This window comes from Thermomonas brevis, from assembly GCF_014395425.1.
GTDB classification, from domain to species: Bacteria; Pseudomonadota; Gammaproteobacteria; order Xanthomonadales; family Xanthomonadaceae; genus Thermomonas; species Thermomonas brevis.
On record NZ_CP060711.1, the window covers coordinates 531,738 to 558,158 of the forward strand.

The 26,421-nt window shown below is 68.6% G+C and carries 17 protein-coding genes; 12 read left to right on the top strand and 5 right to left on the bottom strand.

What is annotated here, in order from left to right; all coding sequences use genetic code 11:
• From H9L17_RS02490 to H9L17_RS02500, 3 genes are all read left to right on the top strand, one after another.
• Window positions 1-453 (top strand): hypothetical protein, encoded by a 453-nt coding sequence (locus H9L17_RS02490; RefSeq protein ID WP_187570803.1) that lies wholly within the window; start codon window positions 1-3, stop codon window positions 451-453.
• Window positions 425-2,284, top strand: coding sequence for a phage major capsid protein (locus tag H9L17_RS02495; RefSeq protein WP_187570804.1), 1,860 nt, complete (start codon window positions 425-427; stop codon window positions 2,282-2,284). Before H9L17_RS02490 ends, H9L17_RS02495 begins: the two co-directional genes overlap by 29 nt.
• Window positions 2,285-3,431: 1,147 nt before the next feature.
• Window positions 3,432-3,656: a DUF6289 family protein gene (locus H9L17_RS02500; RefSeq protein WP_187570805.1), complete on the top strand. Its 225-nt coding sequence runs from the start codon at window positions 3,432-3,434 to the stop codon at window positions 3,654-3,656.
• A gap of 473 nt (window positions 3,657-4,129) precedes the next feature.
• On the opposite strand, the gene H9L17_RS02505 is transcribed toward H9L17_RS02500, so the two are convergent.
• Window positions 4,130-4,330, bottom strand: a complete 201-nt coding sequence (locus H9L17_RS02505; protein WP_187570806.1) for a CsbD family protein — start codon at window positions 4,328-4,330, stop codon at window positions 4,130-4,132.
• Window positions 4,331-4,645: 315 nt separating this feature from the next.
• Between H9L17_RS02505 and H9L17_RS16120 the strand changes: the two genes are divergently transcribed.
• The 9 genes from H9L17_RS16120 to H9L17_RS02550 all read left to right on the top strand — a co-directional run bounded on the left by H9L17_RS16120 (window position 4,646) and on the right by H9L17_RS02550 (window position 21,753).
• Window positions 4,646-7,330, top strand: a complete 2,685-nt coding sequence (locus H9L17_RS16120) for a methyl-accepting chemotaxis protein (RefSeq protein WP_187570807.1) — start codon at window positions 4,646-4,648, stop codon at window positions 7,328-7,330.
• Window positions 7,331-7,486: 156 nt separating this feature from the next.
• Complete coding sequence (locus H9L17_RS02515) at window positions 7,487-10,369, top strand: VIT domain-containing protein (protein ID WP_187570808.1); 2,883 nt, start codon at window positions 7,487-7,489, stop codon at window positions 10,367-10,369.
• A gap of 116 nt (window positions 10,370-10,485) precedes the next feature.
• Window positions 10,486-11,100, top strand: a complete 615-nt coding sequence (locus H9L17_RS02520; RefSeq protein ID WP_187570809.1) for a YjfI family protein — start codon at window positions 10,486-10,488, stop codon at window positions 11,098-11,100.
• Window positions 11,093-11,746, top strand: a complete 654-nt coding sequence (locus H9L17_RS02525; RefSeq protein WP_187570810.1) for a PspA/IM30 family protein — start codon at window positions 11,093-11,095, stop codon at window positions 11,744-11,746. The genes H9L17_RS02520 and H9L17_RS02525 overlap by 8 nt, the downstream gene beginning before the upstream one ends.
• Window positions 11,743-12,405 (top strand): hypothetical protein, encoded by a 663-nt coding sequence (locus H9L17_RS02530; RefSeq protein ID WP_187570811.1) that lies wholly within the window; start codon window positions 11,743-11,745, stop codon window positions 12,403-12,405. The genes H9L17_RS02525 and H9L17_RS02530 overlap by 4 nt, the downstream gene beginning before the upstream one ends.
• Before the next feature lie 36 nt (window positions 12,406-12,441).
• On the top strand, window positions 12,442-14,436 hold the full coding sequence (locus H9L17_RS02535; protein ID WP_187570812.1) for a flotillin family protein: 1,995 nt from the start codon (window positions 12,442-12,444) through the stop codon (window positions 14,434-14,436).
• 183 nt (window positions 14,437-14,619) lie between these two features.
• A complete protein-coding gene (locus tag H9L17_RS02540; protein WP_187570813.1) occupies window positions 14,620-19,965 on the top strand; it encodes a DNA repair ATPase in 5,346 nt (1,781 codons plus the stop codon).
• A 115-nt stretch (window positions 19,966-20,080) separates the two neighbouring features.
• The gene (locus H9L17_RS02545; protein ID WP_187570814.1) at window positions 20,081-20,668 is read left to right on the top strand and encodes a hypothetical protein; all 588 of its coding nucleotides are present in this window, start codon (window positions 20,081-20,083) and stop codon (window positions 20,666-20,668) included.
• Window positions 20,665-21,753 carry a toxic anion resistance protein gene (locus H9L17_RS02550; RefSeq protein WP_187570815.1) on the top strand — a complete coding sequence of 363 codons (1,089 nt, stop codon included), beginning with the start codon at window positions 20,665-20,667 and terminating at the stop codon, window positions 21,751-21,753. Before H9L17_RS02545 ends, H9L17_RS02550 begins: the two co-directional genes overlap by 4 nt.
• Before the next feature lie 41 nt (window positions 21,754-21,794).
• Here H9L17_RS02550 and H9L17_RS02555 read toward each other — a convergent pair whose 3' ends face one another.
• Genes H9L17_RS02555 through lysA form a run of 4 tightly spaced genes read right to left on the bottom strand, consistent with a single transcriptional unit; the run spans window position 21,795 to window position 26,338 of the window.
• Window positions 21,795-22,796 carry a serine hydrolase domain-containing protein gene (locus H9L17_RS02555; protein ID WP_246455145.1) on the bottom strand — a complete coding sequence of 334 codons (1,002 nt, stop codon included), beginning with the start codon at window positions 22,794-22,796 and terminating at the stop codon, window positions 21,795-21,797.
• Window positions 22,769-23,518: a M15 family metallopeptidase gene (locus tag H9L17_RS02560; protein WP_425507378.1), complete on the bottom strand. Its 750-nt coding sequence runs from the start codon at window positions 23,516-23,518 to the stop codon at window positions 22,769-22,771. Before H9L17_RS02560 ends, H9L17_RS02555 begins: the two co-directional genes overlap by 28 nt.
• Window positions 23,511-25,079: a serine hydrolase domain-containing protein gene (locus H9L17_RS02565; protein ID WP_187570817.1), complete on the bottom strand. Its 1,569-nt coding sequence runs from the start codon at window positions 25,077-25,079 to the stop codon at window positions 23,511-23,513. Before H9L17_RS02565 ends, H9L17_RS02560 begins: the two co-directional genes overlap by 8 nt.
• Window positions 25,076-26,338, bottom strand: a complete 1,263-nt coding sequence (lysA, locus tag H9L17_RS02570) for a diaminopimelate decarboxylase (RefSeq protein WP_246455146.1) — start codon at window positions 26,336-26,338, stop codon at window positions 25,076-25,078. The genes H9L17_RS02565 and lysA overlap by 4 nt, the downstream gene beginning before the upstream one ends.
• Window positions 26,339-26,421: the final 83 nt, after the last annotated feature.

The following is a 26,421-nucleotide window of genomic DNA, read 5'->3' on the forward strand; positions in this document are numbered from 1 at the left end:
ATGGAAGGCTTCGCGGCCCAACTGGCACGCCTGCGCGCGCATGTGGTCGCGCAGCGGGCGTTGCCGCTGGACCTGGGCACGTGGGCAATCGAGGAACTTTCCCGCATCGCCGGCTCTGTTGAGCTGCGTACGCGTCGCAATAACCACCTCTGCCGCGCCGGCACGATCATTGGCGGCACCGTACGCCAGCGGGCACTTGGCATCCTGAAAGAATCGGATGCGCTGGAACGCACGCTGCGCACTCGCAGCTTCGATGCGAATTCTGGCGATCCGCTGCGCATCGAAGTGCAATCCGCGCGCTTGATCGCCCCGATTCCGGCAGAACGCCAGCTGCGCACGATCCTGGGGAGCGTCGACATGGATGCATGCGAATTGGCAGCGCCGAGTATTCCGATTTCCAACCTTCATGCGGAGTATTTGACGCATGAGCCAGTCCAGCATCGCCACCTATGATCGGGTAAGCAGCCACACGCGCGACTTGGTGCTTGACGTAGGATCTGCAGACGACAGCACGCGGCGCGTGCCTGCCGTGATTTCCACAGAATACGCGGTGGATCGCGACGACTACAGCGAAGTGCTGGTGCATGCCGATGCCGCGATCGACATGACGCGCGCACCGCTTCCCTTGATCGAACAGCACCAGCATGGCCGGCTGAATATCGGCATCGTGGAGAACCTGCGCGTTGAAGGCGCGGTGCTACGCGGTGATGTGGTGTTCGGGCAAAGCGCGCGAGCCACTGAACTGTGGCCGGACGTGAAAGCTGGCATCGTCCGCAACCTTTCAATCGGCTACATGGTGCTGGAGCACCGAATCGAAGGCGGCACCGTCTATGCGACGCGCTGGCAGCCCTTCGAAGTGAGCCTCGTTTCCATCCCGGCCGATCCCGGCGCGGGCTTCTTCAGGAGCATCGACATGAGCAATAACGCATCCGTTTCCTCTGTTACGGGCAACGCCGAACAAGCCGTGCGCGCCGAACGCACGCGCGTGGCCAAGATTCGTGGCATTGCCGTTCGGCATCTCCGCGGCGTGGATGGCGGCGACGCGCTGGAAGCCGAAGCCGTCGAATCCGGCACCGATGTCGATGACTTCCGCGCGAAGGTTCTGGAACACCTCGCTAACATCGACCGCACGGCGGGTGGCCTGCTCAACAAGTTCAGCCAGCAGGTTTCCAGTCCGGCAGCCAACGGCGGCGGTGGCGAGAGTCGCGACTTCATTGCCGCATCGAGCGATGCGCTGCTGTTGCGTTCGGGTGTCCGCATTGCCGAACCCCACGCGGCGGCACGCGACTTCCGCAGCATGAGCGTGATCGACATGGCCGCCGCCTGCGTCCAGCGCACCGGGCGGTCGCTCACGGGTGAAACGGCGCAAGGCATCCTGCGCCGCGCCATGTCCACGTCCGACTTCCCGGCGCTGCTTGGCGACACGCTGGGCAAGGCGATGCGTAACGGCATGGAGAACGAGCAGGCCACACATCGCGTCTGGTGCGCCATTACTGAGGCCGCCGATTTCCGCGTGCAGAGCCGCGTCATCCTGGGCAGCGCTCCCGATCTACTGGGTGTGGGCGAACTCGGCGAGTACCAGAATGGGCCGTTGCAAGAGGACAAGTCCACGCTGGTTCCGGCGAAGTTCGGCCGCATCGTGTCGCTGAGTTGGGAAAGCCTGCTGGCTGACAACCTGGGCGGATTCGTGAACATCGGCCGCAGCCTTGGCCAAGCCGCAATGCGTGTGGAAGCCGATTCCATCTACACGGCGCTCATCTCCAATTCCCTCTCCGGCCCGGACCTGGCCGATGGCATCGCCCTGTTCGATGGCGGCCGCAACAATGCGGTGAGTGTAGCCACCGGCACCGGCAAGCCCATGACCGCCGCGGCACTCGGTGCGGCACGCGCGAAGCTGCGCCGGCAAGTCAACGTCGGCGGCGGTCTGCTGAACCTGGCGCCTCGCACGCTCATTGTCCCGCCCGAACGGGAAACCGAGGCCGAAATCCTGGTGGCGAGTTCGACCATACACCGCGGCCAAGCGGATGCCGATGCGTCCACGCCTGCATGGATCGGCGCGCTGACCGTGGTCGCGGAACCCCGGTTGGTGAATACGGACACGTTCTACTTGGTGGCCGACCAGAACACAATCGGCACCGGTGAGATCGCCGTGGTCGACGACTCGCCACACATCGAGGAAATCGAGGAGCCGCGCGTCGACAGTTTCAGCTGGAAGGCGCGCCATGCGTTCGCGGCCGGATTCGTGGACTTCCGGGGCATCGTGAAGGTCACCCTGACCACCTGACGCCCCTCACGCTGCTGCCTCGTCGGAGGTAGCGGCGGGCCCGCGGAGTTCAAGCCGCGGCGGACAAGCCGGCGAGTGTCCGCAACAACCCCGGATGGTGGAAGAGGCGCGGCATCGCCTGGTTCCCCTTAGCGCCCCGCTCTGCGGGGCGCTTTCTTGGGTATCGGTGAGAGATGCGGGTAACTATGCGGGTAACACGTGGCAATGAACGGAACCAGTCCTAGTTAGATCAAGGCTTACAAGGATTGTTTCGGATGTCCCTGGCCCACCAAATTTCCGTCCTAGACGGTGCGACCAAGGCTGGAAAGACCTGATTTTAAGGGCTTTCCGGCCTTTTTCGTATCCAGCGCAGTCCAGCCCAGACCAGCCAAATCCGGCGGTAAGAGGCGGTAGGTTTGGCGGTAGCAGGGCACTCCCTTAGCCTGTTACCGTCAAGGAGCCGCCCGATGCCTCTCACCGATACCGCCATCCGCAAGGCGAAGCCTGCCGACCCACCAAGACAAGTGCACAGCAGTGCGAAACAGGCCGGATACCCAGCTACATCAATGGGTTCCGGCCTTTTCTTTGTGCGGCCAAGTGGGTGTTGGTGCATTGCAGGCAGTGCTTGTAGGGGCACATCTAAGCCAAGCCAATCCTTGTGCCCCCACTCAGCTCTAGCCCTGTGCAGAACCGAGAAAATCCAGCGCCTGACTACGGCGATCTGGATGCTGAGGATCACGCCTGCTGGCTACCGGCGCATGAAGTACCGCTTCTCTGTCTCCGGGAAGGAGGACTAGCCGACTCTGACCGCCAACGGCTTCCTGGCCATCACTCATAGCATAGAAATGCGATGCCATCGAATCCCGCATAGTGAGGCAGAGCTGCGCCAAGTCATGCGCTACATCATCGCCATCCCGCGCGGACATTCTTCGAGCAAAACTTGGTCGCACCGGGCGCATCTGAACTGGGCTGCGTCCCGAAGAGAATAATGAGAGAACATGTTATGCAGGAAATGAGGCACCTAGACGCCACCCCGCCGATAAATAGCTTTTCGTTTAATCCGACGCCTAGTAAAGGGTCAGCCAGAATCCGACCACCGTTTGACACCCTTCATATTTTCTTATAGAACACGACCGTCACTATCCGTGACATAACTTGTGGAGGGGAAATGAGAAAGTACGTCCGGCACATTGCAGCCGTATGCGTTCTCCTTGCGATTGCAGCGGTCGCCTACGCGGCACCGGCCAATGGCTACGAAATCACCTACTACGATCAATACGGCAACGTCGTTGGCGAAAAAGCGCTCTACTGCAATGGCGTGCGATTCCAGTGGGGCGAAGTCACAAGCTCTTTCAGCAAGGACACTTGGAGCTGCTCCGGAGGCGGCCCCTGAGAAGCCACAAGAAATGCAATTTCGGAGCACGCCGCTTGGCGTGCTCTTTTCCTATCGCCAAATGCTTCGACAAATCCGCGAAGCGATCCGTTGGGCCTGAGCACGAGAAATTCATGTCGCGCATTCCGTTTCTCGATCTCACGCCAACCTGAAATCAGCCAGGCCTCTCGAAATCCAAGAGCATCAATCTGCTTGCGGCCTCAAGTGAGCAAACATTCTTTACCTTGCATCTAAAAACCGCGCCCACTCCCTGGCCTCGGTTTTGACCTTCGTACTGCACAACACGGCCTTTCGTACTGCCGACAGCGGATCATGTCGATGTCGCAGCACCACCCCATGCCCCACGATTTCCGTCTGCAGCAATCACCCAAGACCTTAGACCGGTCTTTTTTATTACCTGATGCAACCCCATGGCCCAAACGCAAACGGGCCGGCGCAAGGCCGGCCCGTCGTGCATCCACGTGGTGGAAACGTCAGTTCAGCGTCCGGCCGAACTCGTCGACTTCCTTCTCGGCGCGCTCCCGCTGCCAGCCGTACTGCTCCTGCAGCTTGCCGGCGAGGTACTTGCTGTCGCCCTCGGCGACATCGAACACGTCGTCGGTGAGGTCGCCCCACTTCGCCTGTGCCTTGCCCTTCAGCTGCTTCCAGTTGCCGGCGATGATGTCTTTGTTCATGCGGGTTGCTCCATTGGGGGAGGAATGTAGCGACGATCCTGCGCCGTAACGGCATCGCTCATCGCCACGCGCCCAGATTGCAGGTTGCCGCGTTGAGGTCGTGTCGATGATGCGTTAGGCGGAAGTGACGGCCGCCCGGCATTCATCGCGCGGACAGGCCGCCCAGCCGGCTCCGGTTCCGCTTCCGAGGGGGCCCGTCGGGGCCGTATACGCTCAAGGTTCCGGCGCCGACGGCGATATAGTCGGATATGACCGCATCACGGGGGCGCGGCCCTGCGTGGCGCGGATGTCCGGTTCGGGTCGAGGGGGAACACCATGCGGATGATCGGGGCGGCAACGAAATCGGTCGTGGCGCGCACCGCGCTGGTCCTCGGCCTTGTCTCCGCCCTCTGCTTCGCCGGCGCGGCCTGGATGATCCAGGACAAGGCGGCGCAGGTGCAGGAAGCGTCCGCGATGAAGGAGCTGGAGCAGCTGGCGCAGGCCGAAGCCGCCAAGGTGCGCGGCGACGCCACCGAGACCCTGTCCCGCGTGCGCGGCCTGGCCGACGCGACGCTGACCATGATGGCGCGCGGCAACGCTGGCCGCGGCGAGGCCTCCGAGCTGGTGCACCGCTACGCCGGCAACGACCCGGCCGCGCTGGGCTACTGGCTGGAGTTCGAGCCCGACGGTTTCGACGGCCAGGACGCCAAGTTCGCCCGCAGCTGGCCCGAGGGCGAGCCCGACGCCGCCACGCTGGAAGACCTCTTCGCCAAGGAAACACCGGACGAGCGCACCAGCAACGACGCCGGCCGCATCTCCATCTACTGGACCCGCGGCCCGTCGGGCGCCACCTCGCTGCAGATCAACACCGGCGCCGAGAACAGCATCACCGTGGTCGGCAAGGACGCGCCCGGCTACTACACGGCGGTGCGCGAGCGCGGCGACGAGCTGATGTTCGAACCCTACCTGGACGACGTCGGCGACGCCAAGGTGCTGATGACCAGCCTGATGGTGCCGCTGAAGGTGGACGGCCAGTTCCGCGGCGTGGCCGGCGCCGACATCGCGCTGTCCGCGATCCAGGCCAACCTCGCGAAGATCCGCCCCTACCAGCGCGGCGTGGTGCGCCTGCTCTCGCCCACCGGCATGGTGCTGGCCGCGCCGGAAGCGCAGACCCTCGGCAAGCCGTTCTCCAGCGACCTCGCGCCGGTGCTGGCGAAGCTCGCCAAGGGCGAGATCGTCCGCCAGCGCGTGTTCGATCCCACCGTGAGCGGCGAGGTGTTCCGCGTCTACGTGCCCGTCACCGCCGGCCGCGCGCCGGACGCGTTCGCGCTGATGGTGTCCGCGCCGGTCGATGCGGTGATGGCGGGCGTGGTCGAGATCCGCAACCGGGTGATCCTGGTCGGCATCGTCAGCGTGCTGCTGCTGGTCGCGGTGGTCGTGCTGCTGCTGCGCCGGCTGGTCGGCGCGCCGCTGCAGGGCATCGTGCGCGGCGTCGACGCGGTGGCGGCCGGGCAGCTGGACTATCCGATCGCGGCCGGCGGCGACGACGAGGTCGGCCAGGTCTCGCGCGCGCTGCGCAAGATGCAGGCCGACCTGAAGGCGCGGCTGGACGCCGAGCGCAAGATCGCCGCCGAGAACCTGCGCGTGCGCATCGCCCTGGACAACGCCGGCACCGCGATGCTGATCGCCGGCGCCGACGGCTTGGTGGCCTACGCCAACCCGGCGATGCGCCGGCTGCTGGCGCAGTACAGGCACGCGCTCGCGCGGCACCTGCCGCGCGCCGATCTCGACACGCTCGAAGGCCAACCGCTGGCGCAGCTGCAACCGGAAGGCAGCGCCGATCCGGCGAAGATCGACGCCATCGGCCAGTCCGAACTGGCGCTCGGCAGCGCGGTGTTCGCGCAGACCGCGGCGCCGGTGGTGTCGCCGGAGGGCGAGCGGCTGGGCGTGGTGGTGGAATGGCGCGACCGCAGCCAGGAAGTGGCGGTGGAAGCCGAGGTCGGCGAGGTCATCGAGGCGGCCGCTGCGGGCGACCTGTCCAAGCGCATCGAGATCGCCGGCAAGAGCGGCTTCTTCCGCCGCCTCGCCGAAGGCGTGGACGGCATGCTGGACGCCAACGCCGGCACCATGTCCGACGTGCAGCGCGTACTCGGCGCGCTGGCGCAGGGCGACCTGACCCAGCGCATCACCGCGGACTACCGCGGCGTGTTCGGGCAGATGCGCGACGACACCAACGCCACCGTCGAACGGCTGACCGACACCATGCGCCGCGTGCAGGCGGCGGTGGACGCGATCCGCACCGCCGCGCGCGAGATCGCCGCCGGCAACAGCGACCTCTCGGCGCGCTCCGAACAGCAGGCGGCCAGCCTGGAGGAAACCGCGGCGTCGATGGAGGAGCTGACCTCCACGGTGAAGAACAACGCCGAGTCCTCCTACCAGGCGCGCCAGCTCGCCACCGGCGCGGCCGACGTGGCCTCGCGCGGCGGCGCGGTGGTCGAGCAGGTGGTCGAGCAGATGAACGGCATCACCGCCGCATCGAAGCAGATCGAGAACATCATCGGCGTGATCGACGGCATCGCCTTCCAGACCAACATCCTCGCCTTGAACGCGGCGGTGGAAGCAGCGCGCGCCGGCGAACAGGGCCGCGGCTTCGCGGTGGTGGCGGGCGAAGTGCGCGCGCTGGCGCAGCGCTCGGCGGAGGCGGCGAAGGAGATCAAGGGCCTGATCGGAGGGTCGGTGGAACGCGTGGATCAGGGCGCGGCGCTGGTCGCGCAGGCCGGCGGCACGATGCAGGAGATCGTCGACGCCGTGCGCCGGGTCAGCGACCTGATGGCGGAGATCTCGGCCGCCTCGCAGGAACAGAGCAGCGGCATCGAGCAGGTCAACCAGACCATCACCCACATGGACGGCGTGACCCAGCAGAACGCGGCGATGGTGGAGCAAGCCTCCGCCGCCGCGCATTCGCTGCAGGAGCAGGCGGACGACCTGGCGGAAGTGGTGTCGGTGTTCCGGATGCGCTGAGCGCGCCTCCGGCGCCGTCCGTCCGCTGCCCGGCGGATGGCGGCGCGACTCGACAAAACCCATCAACCCCGATCGCCGTGCCGGCGCGTTCGCGCTATCCGGCACCCTCGGCATGCCTGTCCCGTTCGCCGGCCCACCTCGAAGGATCACACCGGAATGACCTCCGCCATGACGCTCGGCCGCTTCGCCCTCGCCTTCGCTCTGCTGGCGGGCACGGCCCACGCCGCAACCCCGCAGATCCGCGCCGACGGCGACGTCCAGCTCGCCGCCACGCAGCTGGAATGGACGCTGGACGGCCCGTTCGCGCTGCGCCGCATCGAACTGGTGGTGCGCAATCCGCACGACCGCCCGCTGGAGACGACCGTGCAACTGCCGCTGGCTAGCAACGAACGCCTGCACGGCTATGCCCTGGACGTGGAAGGCGTGCTGCGCGACGCCGTGCCGGTCGAGCGGGTCAAGGCGCGCGCGGCCTTCGAGGACACCGTGCGCCAGCGGGTGGACCCCGCGCTGGCGGAGAAGGATGCCGGCAACCGCTACGGCATCCGCGTGTTTCCGGTGCCGGCCCACGGCGAGCGCCGGCTGCGCGTCGACGTGGCGAGCCTGGCGGCGCGCGAAACCTGCGGCTGGCGCCATCGCCTGGACGCCGGCCTGCCGGCGGGTAGCAAAGTGCAGGCCCGCGCCATCGCCACCACCCGCCCGGTGCCGTCAGGCAACGCCGCACCGGCATGGCGCAAGGCGGCCGGCGGCTACGCCGCGGCGTGGCGGGCCGTCGGCGCGGACGCGGCCGAGGTCTGCCTGGCGGCCCCTCTCGACGATGCGGCCTTCCGCGCCGACTTCGACGACGGCCTGCAGATGCACTGGCTGGAGGTGCCAGCGCGGAACCCCGCGTTCTCCCTCGCGACGGTCGCCCCGCCGACGCGCATCGAGTTGGTCTGGGACGCCTCCTACAGCATGCTGGGCGTGGATCGCGACGCCGAGCTGCAGCTGCTCTCGCGCCACCTGCGCGGCCGCCCGGTCGACGTCACCCTCAGCGTGCTGCGCGAAACCGTGCAACGCCGGCAGGTCCGCATCACCACGCCGGCCGAGCTGGACCGCTTCATCACCGAGCTGGCGAAGGAGCAGCCGGACGGCGCCACCGCGCTGGTGGACTGGCGCGCCGATCCGCGGGCCGAACAAATCCTGGTCTTCAGCGACGGCCTGGCGACCTTGCCGGGCGCGGTCGAACCGGCGGCCCGTGTCCCGGTCTTCGTGATCGCACGACACGTCGCCGATCCGGCGATGGCGCGCCTGCTCACCCGCTCCGGCGGACAGGTGCTGGACCTGGCGATGCTGTCGCCCGAGCGCGCGCTGCAGGCGCTGCGCACGATGCCCCTCCTGCAAGCCCGGCCGGGCCCGCTGGACAGCGACTGGCACGTCGAGCAGCACGCCGTGAACGGCGGCGCGCTGCGCGCCTGCCACGTCGCCACGCATCCCGTCGCCGCGCCCGGCCTGCGGATCGCGCATGCGGCTCCCGGCGGCGCGCGCGTGCGCAACCACAGCGCGACAACGGAGCGCCGCTCGCCGCTGGCCGCGTTCTGGTGCGCCACCTGGCAGGCCGAAGACCTCGAAGCCCAGCCCGGACGCAACCGCGCCGCACTGGCGGCGCTGGGCGAACGCTTCGGCGTCGCCAACCGCGAAACCAGCCTGCTGGTGCTGGAAAGCGACGACGACTACGTCCGCTTCGGCATCCTCCCGCCGCAGGCCGACGCCGCACTGCGCGACCGCATCCTGCGCCAGCGCGGCGAGGCCGAAACCCGCCGGGCCGCAGCCTGGGCGGAGAACCGCGACGCCATCCGGCGCGGCTGGCAGGCGCGGCTGGACTGGTGGAACAAGGCCTTCCCCAAGGACGATCCGCGCCCGCGCTGGGCGGAGCAGCGCAAGCGCGAGGAGGCCGAACGCCTGCGTTCGCGCCGGCTGCAGGAACAGGAAATGCGCGCCATGCCGGCCGGCGCGCCGGCGCCGATGATCGCGGACATGGCCGCCGCCGCTTCCGCACCGCCACCGCCCGCTCCCGCGGCGCCCCCGGCCGGCGACGATGCGGCGCCGGCCACCATCGGCATGCAGCTGCAGGCGGTGACCATGGATTCGCCTTACGTCGCCGAGCTGCGCACCGCGCAGGCGGCGGACGTCCTTTACGACCGCTACCTCGACTTGCGCACGCGATACGGGCAGAGCCCCGCCTTCCACTTCGACGTGGCCCAGCGCCTGTTCGAGCTGGACGACGCGGCGCTGGGCTGGCGCGTGCTCAGCAACCTGCTGGAGCTGATGCCGAACGACCCCGCCAGCCTGCGCCTTGTCGCCTATCGGCTGCAGGAAGCCGGCATGCAGGCGCAGGCGGTGGCGCTGCTGCGGAAGATCCGCGAGCTGGCGCCGGACGAACCGCAGTCCTTCCGCGACCTCGCGCTCGCGCTGCAAGCGCCGGGCACCTGCAAGGAAGCGCTGGACCTGCTGCAGCACGTCGTGGAAACGCCCTGGTCGCCGCGCTTCGCCGACATCGGGGTGATCGCGCTGGCCGAGCGCAACGACCTGCGCACGCGCTGCCCGGCGGGCGCCGCGGCCGACGCCGGCGATCCGCTCGCTCAAGCGCTGTCGGTGGGCCTGCGGGTGACGCTGCGCTGGGATCTCGACGACACCGACATCGACCTGCACGTGACCGACCCGAACGGCGAGGAGGTCTATTACGGTCATCGCGAGAGCTACCAGGGCGGCGCCATCTCGCGCGACTTCACCGCCGGCTACGGCCCGGAGGAATTCGTGCTGCGCGATCCCAAGCCCGGCGAATACCGGGTGGCCGTGCGCTACTTCGGCAGCCGCTTGGCCAAGCTCTCCCGCGGCGCGACGGTCAACATCGCGCTGCAGACCGGTTTCGGCACGCCGGCGATGCGCGAGGCGTCGATCAGCCTGCGGCTGCTGGAGCAATCCGGCGACGTGGCGGTGGGCCGCTTCGTGGTGCAGCCGGGCGGACGCTTGCAGGTCAGCGGGGACAATGTTTCGCCATGAGTATGGCCATGCGGAAGTGGGGTCGATGTTGCGAATGCGCCGATCCGTTCAAGACCCACCACCGGCGCTCAAATACCTCTTGACAACCATTTCATGTAATCCGTAATGTCGATTACATGAAATCCCCGGCCACGCCCCGCCCCTCCACCCTGCACGTGCGCAACTTCCGGGCGCGCATGCGCGAACAGGGCCTGGTCAAGAAGGACGTCTGGATCCGTCCCGAATACGCGCGGGAACTGCAGCAGATCGAGCAGCGGCTGCGCGAACCCGACACCGGCGCAGCGCCGCAGGCTATGCATGCGTGGACGCTGGAAGGCATCCGCCACGCGCTGCTGCAGTCCAGCGCGGTTGGGCTGGGGCTGCTGCAACTGGAGCTGATCGAAGGCGCCGAGCCCAGCCTGCACCTGGTGATGCGCGAATACGGCGACCTGTCCGTGTTCCTCGCCGTCGGCGGCGAGCTGATCGTGGTGGAGGCCTATCTGTGGCCCGCCTCGCTGGTGGCCGACGCCGACGCGTTCAACGCCCACGTGCTGCGCACCCGCAAGCTGCTGCCGTTGTCCGGCATTTCGCTGCAGGACGTGGCCGGCGAACCCGGCTACACCATGTTCGGCGCGCTGGATGCGCATTCCAGTCTGTCCAGCCTGATGTTCGAGATCGAAACACTGGCCGACAACGTGCTCACCGCCGCCGAAGCCTATGCCGGTTTCCTGAAGGAGACGGGCGATGCCTGACAGCCTAGTGCACCTGTTCCGGCGTCTCCAGAGCGGCGTGGGCGAACTCGGCGACGCCCTGCTGGGCGACCGCGCGGAGCGCGCGCTGGATCAGGACATCCGCGCCACCGACGATGCCCTGCGCGAGGCCCGAGCCGACGCGGCGGCGCTGAAGGCGAAGCGGATCGGTTCCGAGGACGCCGTACGCCGCGCGCGTGAACAGGCCCGCGAACGCGAGGCAGAGATCGCCGCGCTGCTGGCGCGACGCCGCAAGACCGCCGCGCGCGAACAGGCGGCGCTGCTGCTGGACATCCGCCACCGTTTGGCCGAACTGGAAGCGCAGGCCGCCGAGGACGCACAGGCCGAAGAGCGGCTGGCGCATCTGGCGGAACAGCTCGAACACCGGCTGCGCCGGCTGAAGCACCAGCTCGGCACCCTGCGGGCGTCCGTCAGCATCCAGCGCGCGCAGGAAGCGGTGGCAAAACGCGGGAACGAACCGCCGCAGCCGGAGCCCGCCCAGGCCGCGCGCAAGCGCGCCGGCGGCACCCGCACCGGCGCATCCACGCATCCCGCCACAGCTGCCGCGCCGGACGACGACGCCGTGGACGCCCTGCTGCGCGCCCTCGATCCGCACGCCCCCCGCCCCGCCGCCCGGAAGCAGAAATGAACGACTTCCTGCAAACCACGCTGACCTTCCCCACCCTGCTTTACAGCATCGTGCTGGCGTTCTGCGTCGCGTACTGGCTGCTGGCCGCCACCGGGCTAGTGGACACCGACGCCGTCGATGGCCTGCTGCTGGGCGACGTCCACGCGCATGCGCACGTCCACCACACCGACGCCGGCGACAGCGCGGCCCCCGCCGGCATGCTGGCGCGGCTGGGGCTGAGCGGCGTGCCGGTCATGCTGGTGCTGACGGTGCTGGCCTTCTTCGGCTGGCTGTGCACCTATTTCGTCCATCTGCTGGTGCTGCGCCACCTGCCGGACGGCCTGCGCCTGCTCGCCGGCATCGCCACACTGGCCGGCGCGCTGATCCCCGGCGCGCTCGCCACCTCGCTGCTGCTGCGCCCGGTCAGCCGCCTGATCCACCGCCTGCGCCCGCCGCTGCCGCGCTCGATCCTCGGCAGCGCCGGCACGGTGATTTCGCCGCACGTCGATGCGCGCGACGGCCGCGCCGCCTTCGACGACGGCGGTGCCGGCCTGATCCTGCAAGTCCGCGCCGCCGACGGCATCCGCTTCGAGCGCGGCGAACGGGTGGTGCTGCTGTCCCACGACGAAGCCGCCAATACCTACGCCGTGATTTCCGAATCCGAGTTCCACCACCGCTGATCCCCCGATCCACCGACACGCGCACAAGGAGTCGCCATGTCCCTGTCCCTCATCCTTCCCTTCCTCATCGGGTTCGGCGTGCTGCTGGCGTTCGCGCTCGGCATCTTCGGCCTGTTCAAGGCGTTCTACCGCAAGGTCGATCAGGGCACCGCGCTGATCGTCAACGACATGAGCGCGCAGCCCAAGGTGCATTTCACCGGTGCGCTGATCGTGCCGGTGCTGTACAAGGCCGAGGAAATGCAGATCAGCCTGATCACGCTGCAGGTGGACAGGCGCGGCAAGGAAGGGCTGATCTGCCGCGACAACATCCGCGCCGACATCTCCGTGGCCTTCTACCTGCGCGTCAACGAAACGCCGGCCGACGTGCTGCGCGTGGCCAAGGCGGTTGGCGCGGCGCGCGCCTCCGACCAGAACTCGGTGGAGCAGCTGTTCAATTCCAAGTTCTCCGAGGCGCTCAAGACCGTGGGCAAGCGCTTCGAGTTCAACGACCTGTTCGAGCAGCGCCAGCAGTTCCGCGACGCCATCGTCGAAGTGATCGGCAAGGATCTCAACGGCTACGTGCTGGAAGACGTGGCGATCGACTACCTGGAACAGACCCGCAAGTCCGATCTCGATCCCAACAACATCATGGACGCCGAGGGCATCCGCAAGATCACCGAGCTGACCGCGCGCCAGAACATCAAGACCAACGAGCTGGAGCAGGACGAGCGGCTGGCGATCACCCGCAAGAACACCGAGACCCGCGAGCACATGCTGGAAATGGAGCGCCAGCAGGCCGAGGCCGAGGCCAAGCAGAAGCGCGAGGTCACTTCGGTGCAGGCGCGCGAGGAGGCCGAGGCACGCAAGGTCATCGAGCAGCAGCGGCTGATGGCGGAGCAGGCGCGCATCGAGGCCGAGGAGCAGATCAAGATCCGCGAGCAGAACCAGATGCGTGAAGTGCAGGTGGCCGAGCAGAACCGCCGCCGCGCGGTGACCATCGAGGCCGAGCGCGTGGAGCGCGCCGGCCAGTTGGAGAAGGTCACCACCGACCGCGAGGTGCAGCTGCAGCAGGTCGAGCGCGACAAGGTGGTCGAGCAGGGCCGCATGGACGTCGCCAACGTGGTGCGCGAACGCACCACCATCGAACAGACCGTGGCCGTGGCCGAGGAGAAGATCAAGGAAACCCGCGAGGTGTCCGAGGCCGACCGCGCCAAGCAGGTCGCGATCCTCGCCGCCGAGGCCGCTGCGCAGGAGCAGTTGGTCAAGGACGTGAAGTCCGCCGAAGCCGCCGAGCAGGCCGCCCGCCACCGCTCCAGCGAAATCGCGATGATGGCCGAGGCCGAGCTGGTGGCCGCCGGCAAGCAGGCCGAGGCGAAGAAGTCGCTGGCCGAAGGCATCCGCGCCGAGAAGGCCGCGCCGGGCCTGGCCGATGCGCACGTGAAGGAAGCGACCGCCAGCGCCATCGAAAAGACCGGCCTGGCCGAAGCCCGCGTGCTGGAAGCCAAGGCGGAAGCCACCTACAAGCAGGGCAGCGCCAACGCGCGTGCGCTGGCGGAGCGGCTGGAAGCCGAGGCCAGCGGCCAGGCCAAGATGGGCCAGGCCAAGGCAGATTCCACCATGGCGATGGGCAAGGCCGAGGCCGAATCGACGATGGCGATGGGCAAGGCGGAAGCCGAGTCCATCGGCGCGAAGATGTCCGCCGAAGCGGAAGGCCTGACCTCGAAGTTCGACGCCATGGGCAAGATGAGCGCCGAGGCGCGCGCGCACGAGGAATACCGCATGTCGCTGGAAACCCAGCTGCGCCATGCGCTGGCCGCGATCGAAGCCGGCAAGGAGATCTCGCGCGAGAACGCCGACGTGCTGGCGGAAGCGCTGAAGGGCGCGAACATCGAACTGATCGGCGGCGACGGCGGCGTGTTCGACGCGTTGACCAAGGGCGTCTCCATCGGCAAGGCGCTGGAAGGCATCGCCTCGCACAGCCCGCTGCTGCAGCAGGTGGTCGGCAAGCTGGCCGGACTGCCCGCGCCGGCAAAGGAGACCGATCCGGCGTGACCCGCCCTTCCCTCTCCCCGTCGCAGTTGGGGAGAGGGTGCCGCAGGCGGGTGAGGGGCAGCGCGCGAAGTGCGCGCACTCTTCTCACCCTCTCCTGCACGCCCCACCCTCGCCCCTCCTCCGCCCTTCGGGCACCTTCTCCCCGCAAGCGGGGAGAAGGAAACCGCCAGAACGATCAATCCGATGACCGATACCAGCCCGCAGGACACCCGCATCGACCAGGCCGTCGCCGAAGGCGGTGCCTACGAAGTCCTGCGCAAGCGCCTGCTCGACCAGGGCCAGCGCCTGCAAGGCATCGCCGAAAGCCTGAACGGCCAGCGCCTGCAGGAGTTCGGCGACTCGAAGATGGAGATCGCCGGCCGCCTGCGCATCCGCAGCGAGCACAACGCGGTGGGCCGCGACATCGTGCAGGTCGGCGACCTGCTGCTGTTCGGCTACAACGTGTTCCTCGGGCTGAAGTCCACCACCGTGGTGGCGGACGTGTTCAGCCTGTACAAGCTGGTGGACACCGCGGAAGGCTACGACGTCACCCCGGTGGACATGGCCGGCAGCTTCCTCGGCGACGCCGACTTCCAGCGCGACTTCAACGAGCTGTACAGCTATTACAAGGACGCCCGCCTGCTGCAGTTGCTGGTCAAGGACAGCAAGCTGCTGGCGGCCTTCCAGGTCGGGCAGAAGTCCACCGACGTGCGCGTGTTCCGCTGGAACATCGCCAGCAGCGGCGAGGTCGGCTACATCGACACGCGCGGCGAGCGCGACATCGTGCTGCCGCCGCCGTTCGACTTCGAATGGACGCGCGCCACCAAGGACATGGAGGTCAGCGGACGCTTCCCGCACCTCAACATCCTCGACACCCTGTTCGTCGAAACCACCGGCGGCGACCTCACCCTCAAGGTCGAGAACAACACCGAAACCGGCAGCGGCGTGTACAGCGAGCCGGTGGAAGACCGCACCCAGTCGCTGGACGATGCGCGCATCGAATACGCGAAAGTCGGCTCGCTGATCCTGCTCAAGGTGCTGCCCTACCGCGAAACGACGTGGCGCGGACTGGTGTTCAACACCCAGACCCGCAAGGCGACGCGGCTGGACGCCATCGTGCAGGCCTGCATCCAGCTGCCGGAAGACCACGGCATCATCTTCCCCGGCGGCTACTACCTGCAGAACGGCGAGCACAAGGCGTTCGACGCCACCGTCGCCGGCATGCAGTACAAGCGCACCATCCGCTCGCCCAACGGCGAGGACGTGCTGTACGTGTTCTACGAACGCGACACCGGCCAGTCCGCGCTGCTGGTCTACAACATGGTGCAGCGCCGCCTGCAGCCGCCGATCCTCGCGCACGGCTACGCGCGGCTGAAGGACGGGCGCATGGTGCTGTTCCACGCCGAGAACGACGACCCCACCCGCGTCCACCAGATGCAGGTATGGAACACGCCGTTCGCCTTCGACGAATACGCGGCGGCGCGCCCGCCGAGCACCAGCTTCATGGGCCGGATCGGCAACGCCGAGCTGGTGCGCACGGTGTCAGACCTGTTCGACCTGGCCCGCGACATCGGCCGCGAGGAAGTCTCCGCCTCGCGCTACCAGCTGCTGGCGCAGGCCACGCGCCGGCTGTTCGACGTGCACCCGTGGATCGACGATGCGCATACCGGCGGGCTGACCGCCCTGCTCCACGGGATCGCCGAGACCGGCGAATCGGTGCTGGACGAATTCCAGAAGGTGCTGGACATCCGCCGCCAGTCCGAAGCGGCGATGGCGAAGGCGCAGCTCGAACACCGCGGCCTGCTGGGCCGCCTGCAGCCCGAGGCGTGGAGCCAGGCGCAGGACTTCGTCGATGCGCTCAACGCCATCGCCGCGCAGCGCGGACAGCTGCTGACCATCCGCGACTACCGCTACATCGACACCGCCGCCATCGACGCCATGTCGGCCGCGCTGGCGCAGGCGCACGAGCGCGTCGGCGTGGCCACCGGCGAGTTCCTCGCCAGTCCGAAGGCGCTGGCCCCGTTCGAGCAGCGCCTCGCCGCGCTGGACGAGCAGGCGCAAAAAGCCGCCACCGCAAGCCAGCTCGCGCTCGCGCTGAAGGACATGCAGGCGCAGTCGCACGACCTCGACATGCTGTCCGCGCTGATGGCCTCGCTGAAGGTGGACGACGCCACCCGCCGCACTGCGGTGGTGGACGCGCTGTCCGGCCTGTACGCGCGCTTGAACCAGACCAAGGCGCGCGCCGACCAGCGCCGCAAGACGCTCGGTTCCGCCGAAGCGGTGGCGCAGTTCGGCGCGCAGTTCGCGCTGTTCGGGCAATCCGTCACCAGCGCGCTGGGCATCGCCGACACGCCGGAAAAAGCCGACGAACAGCTGGCCCGCCTGATGGTGCAGCTGGAAGAGCTGGAGAGCCAGTTCGGCGAACACGAGCAGTTCCTCGGCGACATCCTCGCCAAGCGCGAGGAACTGCTGGAAGCCTTCGAGGCGCACAAGCAGGCGCTGCTGGACGACCGCCAGCGCAAGGCGCAGGCGCTGCTGGACGCCGCCAACCGCATCCTCGAAGGGCTGGGCCGGCGCACCCAGCGCTTCGATTCCGCCGACGAACTCAACGCCTTCTTCGCCGGCGACGCGCTGATCCAGAAGCTGCGCGAACTGGTCGAACGGCTGCGCGGGCTGAAGGATGCGGTCAAGGCCGACGACATCGAAGCGCGCATCAAGGCCGCGCGCGACCAGGCCGTGCGCGCCCTGCGCGACCGCAGCGAGCTGTTCGAGGACGGCGGCAACGTCATCAAGCTGGGGCCGCGCCACCGCTTCAGCGTCAACACCCAGCCGCTGGATCTGACCCTGCTGCCGCGCGGCGACCACCTCGCCCTGCACCTGACCGGCACCGACTACATGGAGCGCGTGGACGATCCCGCGCTGGACGCGCTCAAGCCGTTCTGGCAGGTGACGCTGGAATCGGAATCGCCCGAGCTGTATCGCGGCGAATATCTCGCCGGACTGATGCTGGACGCGGCGATGCAGCACCGCGACGGCCTCACCCTGCCCGCCTTGCAACAGCTCGCGCTCGACCCGGACGCGCTGGCGAAAGCGGTGCGCGACTTCGCCGCGCCGCGCTACCGCGACGGCTACGAAAAAGGCATCCACGACTTCGATGCCGCGCTGCTCCTGCGCAGCCTGCTCGCCCTGCAGCGCGACGCCGGCCCGCTGGTGCATGCGCCGGACGCGCGCGCACTGGCGCTGGCATTCTGGGCCGTGCCGGAACACGCGGAGGCATGGGCCACCCGGATCCGCGCCGCCCGCGCCATCGATGCCCTGCATCCCATCGGCGAGGCCATCGCCACCGTGCAGGCCCAGTTGGCCGATGCGCTGGCGGCCTTCGCGCAAGCCAGCGGCGACGCCTTCCCCGAACCGCAGACTGCCCCGCGCGATGCCGCCGCCTACCTGCTGGACTGCATGCCGGACGCGGAGATGAAGCCGCAGGCCAGCGCCGGTGCCGACACACTGGCCCATGCCCTGCGCGACGCGCTGGCCCGCGACGACGCCGGCAAGGCCTTCCGCGCCGCGCAGGAACACCTGCGACAGCAGCCCGGCGCGGAATGGCGGCTGGTGGCGCAGGCGATGGCGACGCTCGCCGGCCGCCCGGAGCTGGCCGAACACGCGCGCTACGCAAACGAAGCCGCCTCGCTGTACCTGCACGGCGCGCGCCTGCACGCGCAGATTCGGCGCACACCGCTGGCCGCCACCGTCATCGGCCTGCTGGGCGAACATCCACGCCTCCAAGGCGGCAACCTGACGCTGACGATCGACGATGCCTTCGCCCGCTTCCACCGCCACCTGCGCGAGTTCATTCCCGCCTATCAACGTTTCCAGACCCAGCGCGCGCAGGCGGTGCAACAGGCGCGCGCGGCGATGCGGCTGGAGGAGTTCAAGCCGCGCCCGCTGACCAGCTTCGTCCGCAACCGCCTGATCAACGACATCTATCTGGGCGTGATCGGCGACAACCTCGCCAAGCAGATGGGCACCGTGGGCGAAGCCAAGCGCAGCGACCTGATGGGCCTGCTGATGCTGATTTCGCCGCCCGGCTACGGCAAGACCACGCTGATGGAATACGTGGCGCACCGCCTCGGGCTGGTCTTCATGAAGATCAATGGCCCGGCGCTGGGCCACGAGGTGCGCTCCATCGACCCGGCGCAGGCACCGGATGCGACCTCGCGGCAGGAACTGGAGAAACTCAACCTCGCGCTGGAAATGGGCAGCAACGTGATGCTGTACGTCGATGACATCCAGCACACCCACCCGGAGTTCCTGCAGAAGTTCATCTCGCTGTGCGATGGCACCCGCCGCATCGAAGGCGTGTGGAAAGGCCGCACCAAGACCTACGACATGCGCGGCAGGAAGTTCTGCGTGGTGATGGCCGGCAACCCGTACACGGAATCCGGCGAAGTCTTCAAGATTCCCGACATGCTGGCCAACCGCGCCGACATCTACAACCTCGGCGACGTGCTGGGCGGGATGGAAGACGCCTTCAAGCTCAGCTACATCGAGAACAGCCTGACCTCCAACCCGGTGCTGGCCCCGCTGGCGACGCGCGAGATGGCCGACCTCTACCTGCTGGCCGACAAGGCCGCCGGCAAGGAGGTCAGCACCAACGCGCTGAAGCACGGCTACAGCGGCGCGGAGATCAACGAAATCGTCGCAGTGCTGCAACGCCTGATGGCGGTGCGCGAAGTGGTCTACCGCGTCAACCAGCAGTACATCGCCAGCGCCGCGCAGGCCGACAAGTACCGCACCGAACCGCCGTTCAAGCTGCAGGGCAGCTACCGCAACATGAACAAGCTGGCGGAAAAAATTTCCCCGGTGATGAACCCGGCGGAGCTGCAACAGCTGATCTCCGACCACTACCTCGGCGAGTCGCAGCTGCTCACCTCCGGCGCGGAGGAAAACCTGCTCAAGCTGGCCGAACTGCGCGGCGTCATGGGCGAGACCGAGCATGAGCGCTGGAAGCGGATCAAGGCCGATTTCCTGCGCAACAAGGCGATGGGCGGCGACGATGCGGACGTGGGCGGCCGGATGGTGGCGCAGCTGGCCGACATCGCCACCCATCTGGACGCGCTGCGCGGCGAAGCCGCCAGCGGACGCGATGCCGACGCCCCTTGGGACGCGCTGCTGGACGCGCTGCGGTCGCTGCGCCCGGCGGAAACCGCGCAGGCGGATGCCGCGCCATCCGGCACGCTGCTGTCCGCCGCCTTCGACGGGATCAAGGAGCGGCAGGCACCGATGCTGGAAATCCTGCGTGCCAATCTCGCACGCCAGGACATCCTCAACCAGAGCCTGATCGACCTGTTCGACCGTCTTGGCAATGCGCCTGCCGCGCCAGCGCCCGCGCCGACACCGCCGCGCAAGCAGGGCGACGCACGCACGCCGCGCGCGCGCACCGCGCGCGAAATCGCCTTCGACCGCGAACTGGCCAGCCTGCGCTTCCGCGACGACCTCGAAGCCGCCGGGAAACCCGCACCGCCGCAGGGAGGCGCAGAACCCGCCGCATGACCGGGATCGACGCCAGCGCCATTGCCCATGCCGGCGACGCCGCGCTGCAGCCGGCGCTGCACCGCCGCGCCATCGAAGCGCTGGCCGGCTCCCCCTGCCCGCCCTGCTGGACAGCGTGCAGGCGCTGCAGAAGGCGATGCTGGCCGCCGACCCGAAACGCCTGCGCCGCAGCGTGGGCTGGTTCGGCCGCCTGCTGGGCCGCGATATCGGCCTGCAGGCCGAAGCCCGCCAACTGCTGGACGCGCTCGGCGTGCATGCGCTCGCCACCCGCCGGCGGCTGGACGAAGTGAAGGCCCATCGCGACGCATTGCAACCGCTGCACCGCGACCTGCTGCACGCCGTCACCGCGCTGGCGGCGGAAGCCGAAGCGCTGGTGCCCTTGCAGGGCGAAGGCGACGCCGGCACCGCCGCCAGCCAACGCCTGCAACACCTGCTGACCACCGCCGGGGCCTACCGCATCACCGCCAGCCACCTCGAACTGGCCCTCGGCAATCTCGGCCGGCTGGTCGAACGCATCGAAGCCCTGCTGCCGCGGGTACGGCTTCTGCTCGAACAAAACCGCATGCTGCGCGAAGACCGGGCGCGGCAGGATGCGCTGGCCTCGACCAGCGCCGCGCTGGATGCACTGCGCGGCCTTCTCCACGACAATCCCCCGACCACGCCGCCGGCAAGCGCGCCGGCCCCCGACAGGAGCACGCCATGACCGATTCCACCGAGCAGACGCCGCAGTTGTTGCCGGCCGCCCTGAACGAACAGTCGCTGAAGGAACTCGGGCTGGAGAGCACCGACATCGGCCCGGTGCTGGAAGCGGCCAAGGCGCTGCAGGACATCAGTCCCGGCAACCTGCAGGGCTATGCCAGGAGCGCCACCGGCAAGACCGCCGCGTTCAGCACGCAGCTGCTGGACAAGGTGCGCAACACCGACCTGGACGCCAGCGGCGACAAGCTGGGCGAAGTGGTGCGCATCGCCCGCAGCCTGAACCTGGATGCCTTCGGCGCGCGTTCCAAGCTGCCGGTGATCGGCCCGCTGATCGACAAGCTGAAGGCCACCAAGGGCGAACTGGTGCAGCGCTACAGCTCCACCAACAAGCAGATCGACCAATTGATGGGCGACGTGGGCAAGGCGCAGGCCACCCAGCAGCAGCGCGTGCGCGAATACGACCAGATGCACGCGCTGGTGCTGGACGAACGCCGCGACATCGGCATCCACGTGGCCGCGGGCCGTGTGCGCATGACCGAACTGGAACAGGAACTGGCCGCGCTGGCCGGGCAGGAAGACCCGGCTTCGCGCACCCGCCGCGCCGAACTGGACACCGCCCTGCGCCTGATCGACAAGCGCGTTTCCGACCTGCAGGTGCTGCAGCACGCCGCCGACCAGACCCTGCCGATGATCCGGCTGATCCAGGCCAACGCGATCCAGCTGATCGAGAAGTTCGCCGCGGTGCGCGACATCACCCTGCCGATGTGGCGCAACCAGTTCGCCATCCAGCTGTCGCTGGAAGACCAGCGCAACGCGGTGGAACTGAGCAACGCCATCGACGACGCCAGCAACGAACTGATGCGCAGAAACGCCGAACTGGTGCACGGCACAGCGGTGGGCGCGGCCAAGGCCAACCAGCGCTCGATCCTCGACCTCGACACCCTGCGCACGGTCAACGACACCCTGATCCGCACGGTCGAGGAAGTGCGCGAGATTCATCGCGAAGGCAAGGAAAAGCGCAAGCAGATCGGCAGCGAGATCGCGGCGATGCGCGCCGACCTCGAAAAACGGCTGGCCACGCCGACCTGAGAAACCCGCGTGCAAGTGGAACTTGCCCCACTTGCACGCAGCTATGGCGGGGAACCCCCGCGCTGGAACAGCGCCCCGATCTCCAGCGCGGTCCTGTACGGCTCCGGGTCGTTGCGGTTGCTCAGCAGCACCACGGTCAGATGCCGCTTCGGCCAGCGCACGATGACGTTGCGGAAGCCGATGGTCTCGCCGGAATGCCACAGCGTTTCGCCGGTGATGCGCCAACCGAAGCCGTAGTGCGCCTCGTAGCCTTCGCCGGTCACCTCGACCTGCGGGCCGAAGGCCAGCGCGCGCGAGGCGTCCGACAGCAGGCGGTCGTCGTACAGGGCGGCGTCCCAGCGCGCGAGGTCGTCGATGGTGGAATAGATGCCGCCGTCGCCCAGCACCGCGCTGGTGGAACTCTGGTCGGTGCGCTGCCAGCGCCCGTCGATCTCGCTGTAGCCCCAGGCGCGGTGCGGCACGGCGGGGCCGCCTTCGACGTAGGCCAGGGTGTCGTGCATGTTCAGCGGGCGGAAGATGCGTTCGCGCAGGAACTCCGGATAAGCCATGCCGGAGGCGCGCTCGACGATCAGCGACAGCAGCGCGTAGGCGCCGTTGCTGTAGCGGTAGGCGCTGCCCGGCGCGAAGTACAGGCGATGCTCCTGCTCCAGAAGGGCCAGCACGCCGGCGTCGCGGATCTGCCCGTCGTACGGCTCGGCCATCAGGTCTTCGTAGTCGATCAGGCCCGAGGTATGGGTGAGCAGGTGACGCAGGGTGATGGCCTCGTCCTCGCGCGGCAGCGACGGCAGCCACTTGCGCACCGGGTCGTCGATCGCGAGCTTGCCGCCCTGCGCCAGCAGCAGCACGGCGGCGGCGGTGAACTGCTTGCTGACCGAGGCCAGCCGGTAGGCGGTGGCCGGGCCGGTCTCGACGCTGCGCTCCAGGTCGGAGCGGCCGTAGCCGCGCCGCATCACCGCCTCGCCGTCGCGCAGCACCAGCAGCGAGGCGCCGGGCACGTCGCCGTCGTAGCGCTGCATCAGGCGGTCGAGTTCGGCTTGCGGCATCGGTTCCTCGGGGCGGTCACCGGCACGTCGTAGAGCAGGCCGGGGGTCGGTTCCGGCTGGAAGGTGTAGTGCCACCATTCCATCGGGTAATTGGCGAAGCCCTGCGCGGCCATCGCGTCGCGCAGGAGATGGCGGTTGCCGCGCTGCGCCTCGGTGGCGTCCGGCGACTCGGTGTTCGCCTTCGTGCCGAAGAAATCGAACGCCGTGCCCATGTCCAACGGCGCGCAGTCGGCGTCGCGGTCGTCGCATTGCAGCAGGGTGAGATCGAGCGTGGCGCCGCGGCTGTGGCCGGAGACCGGCGCGATGTAGCCGCCCAGCAGCTGCGGCTTGTCGAAGTCAGGGTAGTGCCCGGCTTTGGTCTTCAAGTCGGCGGCATCCTGCGCCCAGCGCATGAAATGGGCCACCGCGCGCGCCGGGCGGTAGCAGTCGAACACGCGCAGGCGCTGGTGGCGCCGACGCAGGTTGGCTTCGACGCGGGCCAGCGCTTCGGCGGCCTCGCGCTTGAGCCAGCAGCGCGGCGCCTCGTAGCCGTCGACGCGCGCGCCGACGAAGTTGTCGCTGCCGGCGTATTGGATTTCCTGCGACAGGTCCGGCACCAGCGTGCGCATGTCCACCATGCCCGCCTCGGCCATGCTGCGTGCGGGCGACAGCACCGGCGCATCGCCCGCGCGTGCGATGCCCAGGCAGGCCAGCAGCGCGGCGATCACCAGCGTTCTAGTCACAGTCGCGCTCCCGCGAAAAAGCCAGGTCTTCGTAGTCGGAACTGAAGTCGCCGTCGGGATCGAACTTCGCCATCCGCAGCGCGCGCGCGGCGCCCTGCCCGGCGAACGTCAGCCACGCGTTTTCGTCCACCGCCTCGTCGTCCCAGACCAGCAGGTAGCGGCCTTCGAGGCGGCCGATCCGGCCGTGCATCTTCGGCGACTTGGCGGAGCGCCATTCCACCGCATCGCCGACCGCGCAGAGCCGCACCTCACCGAACCACGGATCGCGCCAGACGCCCAGCCAGTCGCGCAGTTCCGCCGGCCGCACCGGCGTGCGCTTGGCGATGTCGGGCAACGCCGGCGCCGGCGTCGCGGACGATGCAGGCGTTGCCGGCCGCTCCAGGTCATCGGCGTAGCTGGCCACGCCCTTCGACGTATCCGGCGAGGTGAACAGCTTGAGCAGCGCCTCGCCCAGCACCGTGCGCGCGCTGCCGCCGTCGCCGTTGATCATGAAGACGAAGCCGGAGCGACGGTCCGGCAACAGCATCATCATCGAATACATGCCGCCCAGCGTGCCGGTGTGCGACACCGTCCACTGGCCGTCCACGTCGGCGAGGCGGAAGCCGTAGGCATAGGCGTAGTAGTGCGTGCCGTCCCACTGCCGCTTGAGCCGGGAAATCGGCATCGGCGTGCGCGCCTTCCACAGCTCGGCGCGCTGCGCATCGCCCAGCCACGCCTTCTGCGCGTCGCTCGGCGCCAGCCAGTTGCGCGCCCAGGCGAGCATGTCGTCCAGCGTGCAGCGGATGCCGCCGGCCGGCGCGGACGCGATGGCCGGCACGATGGCGGCGTCGCCGCGCGTGGTCACGATGCGGTCGCCGTCGCGCCCGTGCGGCTGCGCCACGCTGCCGGCGTCCTTCAGCGCGAACTCGCCGACGCGGCAGCCGGACAGGCCCAGCGGCTCGAACACCTCGCGCCGCACCAGTTCCTCGTACGAAGCGCCGCCCGCCGCGGCGGCCACCTGCCCGGCCACCACGTACAGCAGGTTGTCGTAGGCGTAGCCGGCGCGGAAACCGTAGGCGGGCTTGATGTGGCGCAGCCCGCGCACGATGTCGTCGCGGGTGAACAGGTTGGGCTCCGGCCACAGCATCAGGTCGCCGCCGCCTTCGGGCAGGCCGCTGTTGTGCACCAGCAGGTCGCTGACCGTCATGTGCGCGGTGACCCACGGATCGTGCATCGCGAACGCATGCAGGTGCTTCACCACCGGATCGTCCCACTGCAACTTGCCCTGCTGCACCAGCCGCGCCAGCAGCGAGGCGGTCATCGCCTTGCTGTTGGAGGCGATCTTGAACAGGGTCCTGTCGGTCACCGGATCGCCGCTGCCGTGCACGGTTTCGCCGTAGCCGCGCGCGAACGTCACTTTGCCGTCCTCGATCACGCCGACCGCGATGCCCGGCAGGCGGTAGCGCGCGATGGCCTCGCGCACGGTCGCATCCACGGCCTGCGGCGTCGGCCCCGCCGGCTGCGCGGCGCGAACCGTATTCGCCGTCAACAACGCCAGCACCAATGCGATCGCGTGCTTCATGCGCTCCTCCATTCGTCGGCGGGTCGTTCGTCCGCGATCATCGCATCGAAGTCCTGGCGCCTGCGGATCAGCGCGTAGCGGCCGTCGTCGAGCAGCACTTCCGCCGCCAGCGGGCGCGAGTTGTAGGTCGAGGCCATCGATGCGCCATACGCGCCCGCGCCAAGGATCGCCACCAGGTCGCCGGCCTCGCAGCGCGGCAGTTCGCGGTTCTGCGCGAAGGTGTCGCCAGTCTCGCAGACCGGGCCAACCACGTCGTAGGCCAATCGCTCGCATCCGGTGTTGTCGCCGATCCGCACGATGTCGTGCCAAGCCTCGTACAGACTGGGCCGCAGCAGGTCGTTCATCGCCGCATCCAGCACCAGGAAGCGGCGCGCCTCGCCCCGCTTCACCAGCAGCACGCGAGACAGCAGGACGCCGGCCTCGGCCACCAGCCAGCGGCCGGGTTCGACCAGGATGCGGCCCGCGAAGCCGTGCAGCGCTTCGCGGATCAGGGCGGCGTAGTCGAAGGCGTCTGGCGCCTGCTCGCCGTCGCGATAGCGCACGCCCAGTCCGCCGCCCACGTCGATGCTTGCGATGTCGTGGCCGGCCGCCGCGAGTTCCTTCCAGAACGCGGCCATCCGCGCCAGCGCCTCGCGCACCGGATCGAGGCTGAGCAGCTGCGAACCGATGTGCATGTGCAGCCCGTCCAGCCGCACGTTCGGCCATTGCGCCTTCGCGTCGAACCAGCCGCGCGCCTCCGCGATCGACACGCCGAACTTGTTCTCCGCCTTGCCGGTGGAAATCTTGGCGTGGGTCAGCGCGTCCACGTCGGGATTGATCCGCACCGAGGCGACCGCCGTGCAGCCGCGCGCGGCGGCGATGCGCTGGATCGCGTCAAGCTCCGCGCGCGACTCGACGTTGAAGCGCCCGATGCCGGCCGCCAGCGCCGCGTCGATCTCGGCATCGGTCTTGCCGACCCCGGAGAACACGATGTCGGCGGCGGCGATACCGGCGCGCAGCGCGCGCTGCATTTCCCCGCCGGACACGATGTCCGCGCCCGCGCCTTCCTCCGCCAGCAGGCGCAGGATCGCGCCATTGCCGTTGGCCTTGACCGCGTAGCGGATGCCCGCGTCCATGCCCGCCAGCGCCGCGCGCAGTGCGCGGACGCGTTCGCGGATCGCCGGCGCGGAGTACGCATACAGCGGCGTGCCCTCGCGCGCGACGAGCGCGGCCAGGTCGACGCCCGCGAATGTTCCGGTATTGCCGATCAAACCCGACACCTGCATCCGATCTCAAAAAAACGGCGGCCCGGCAACGGGCCGCCTCCAGGGGAACCGCAAATCCGCATCGTCTTCCGATGGAG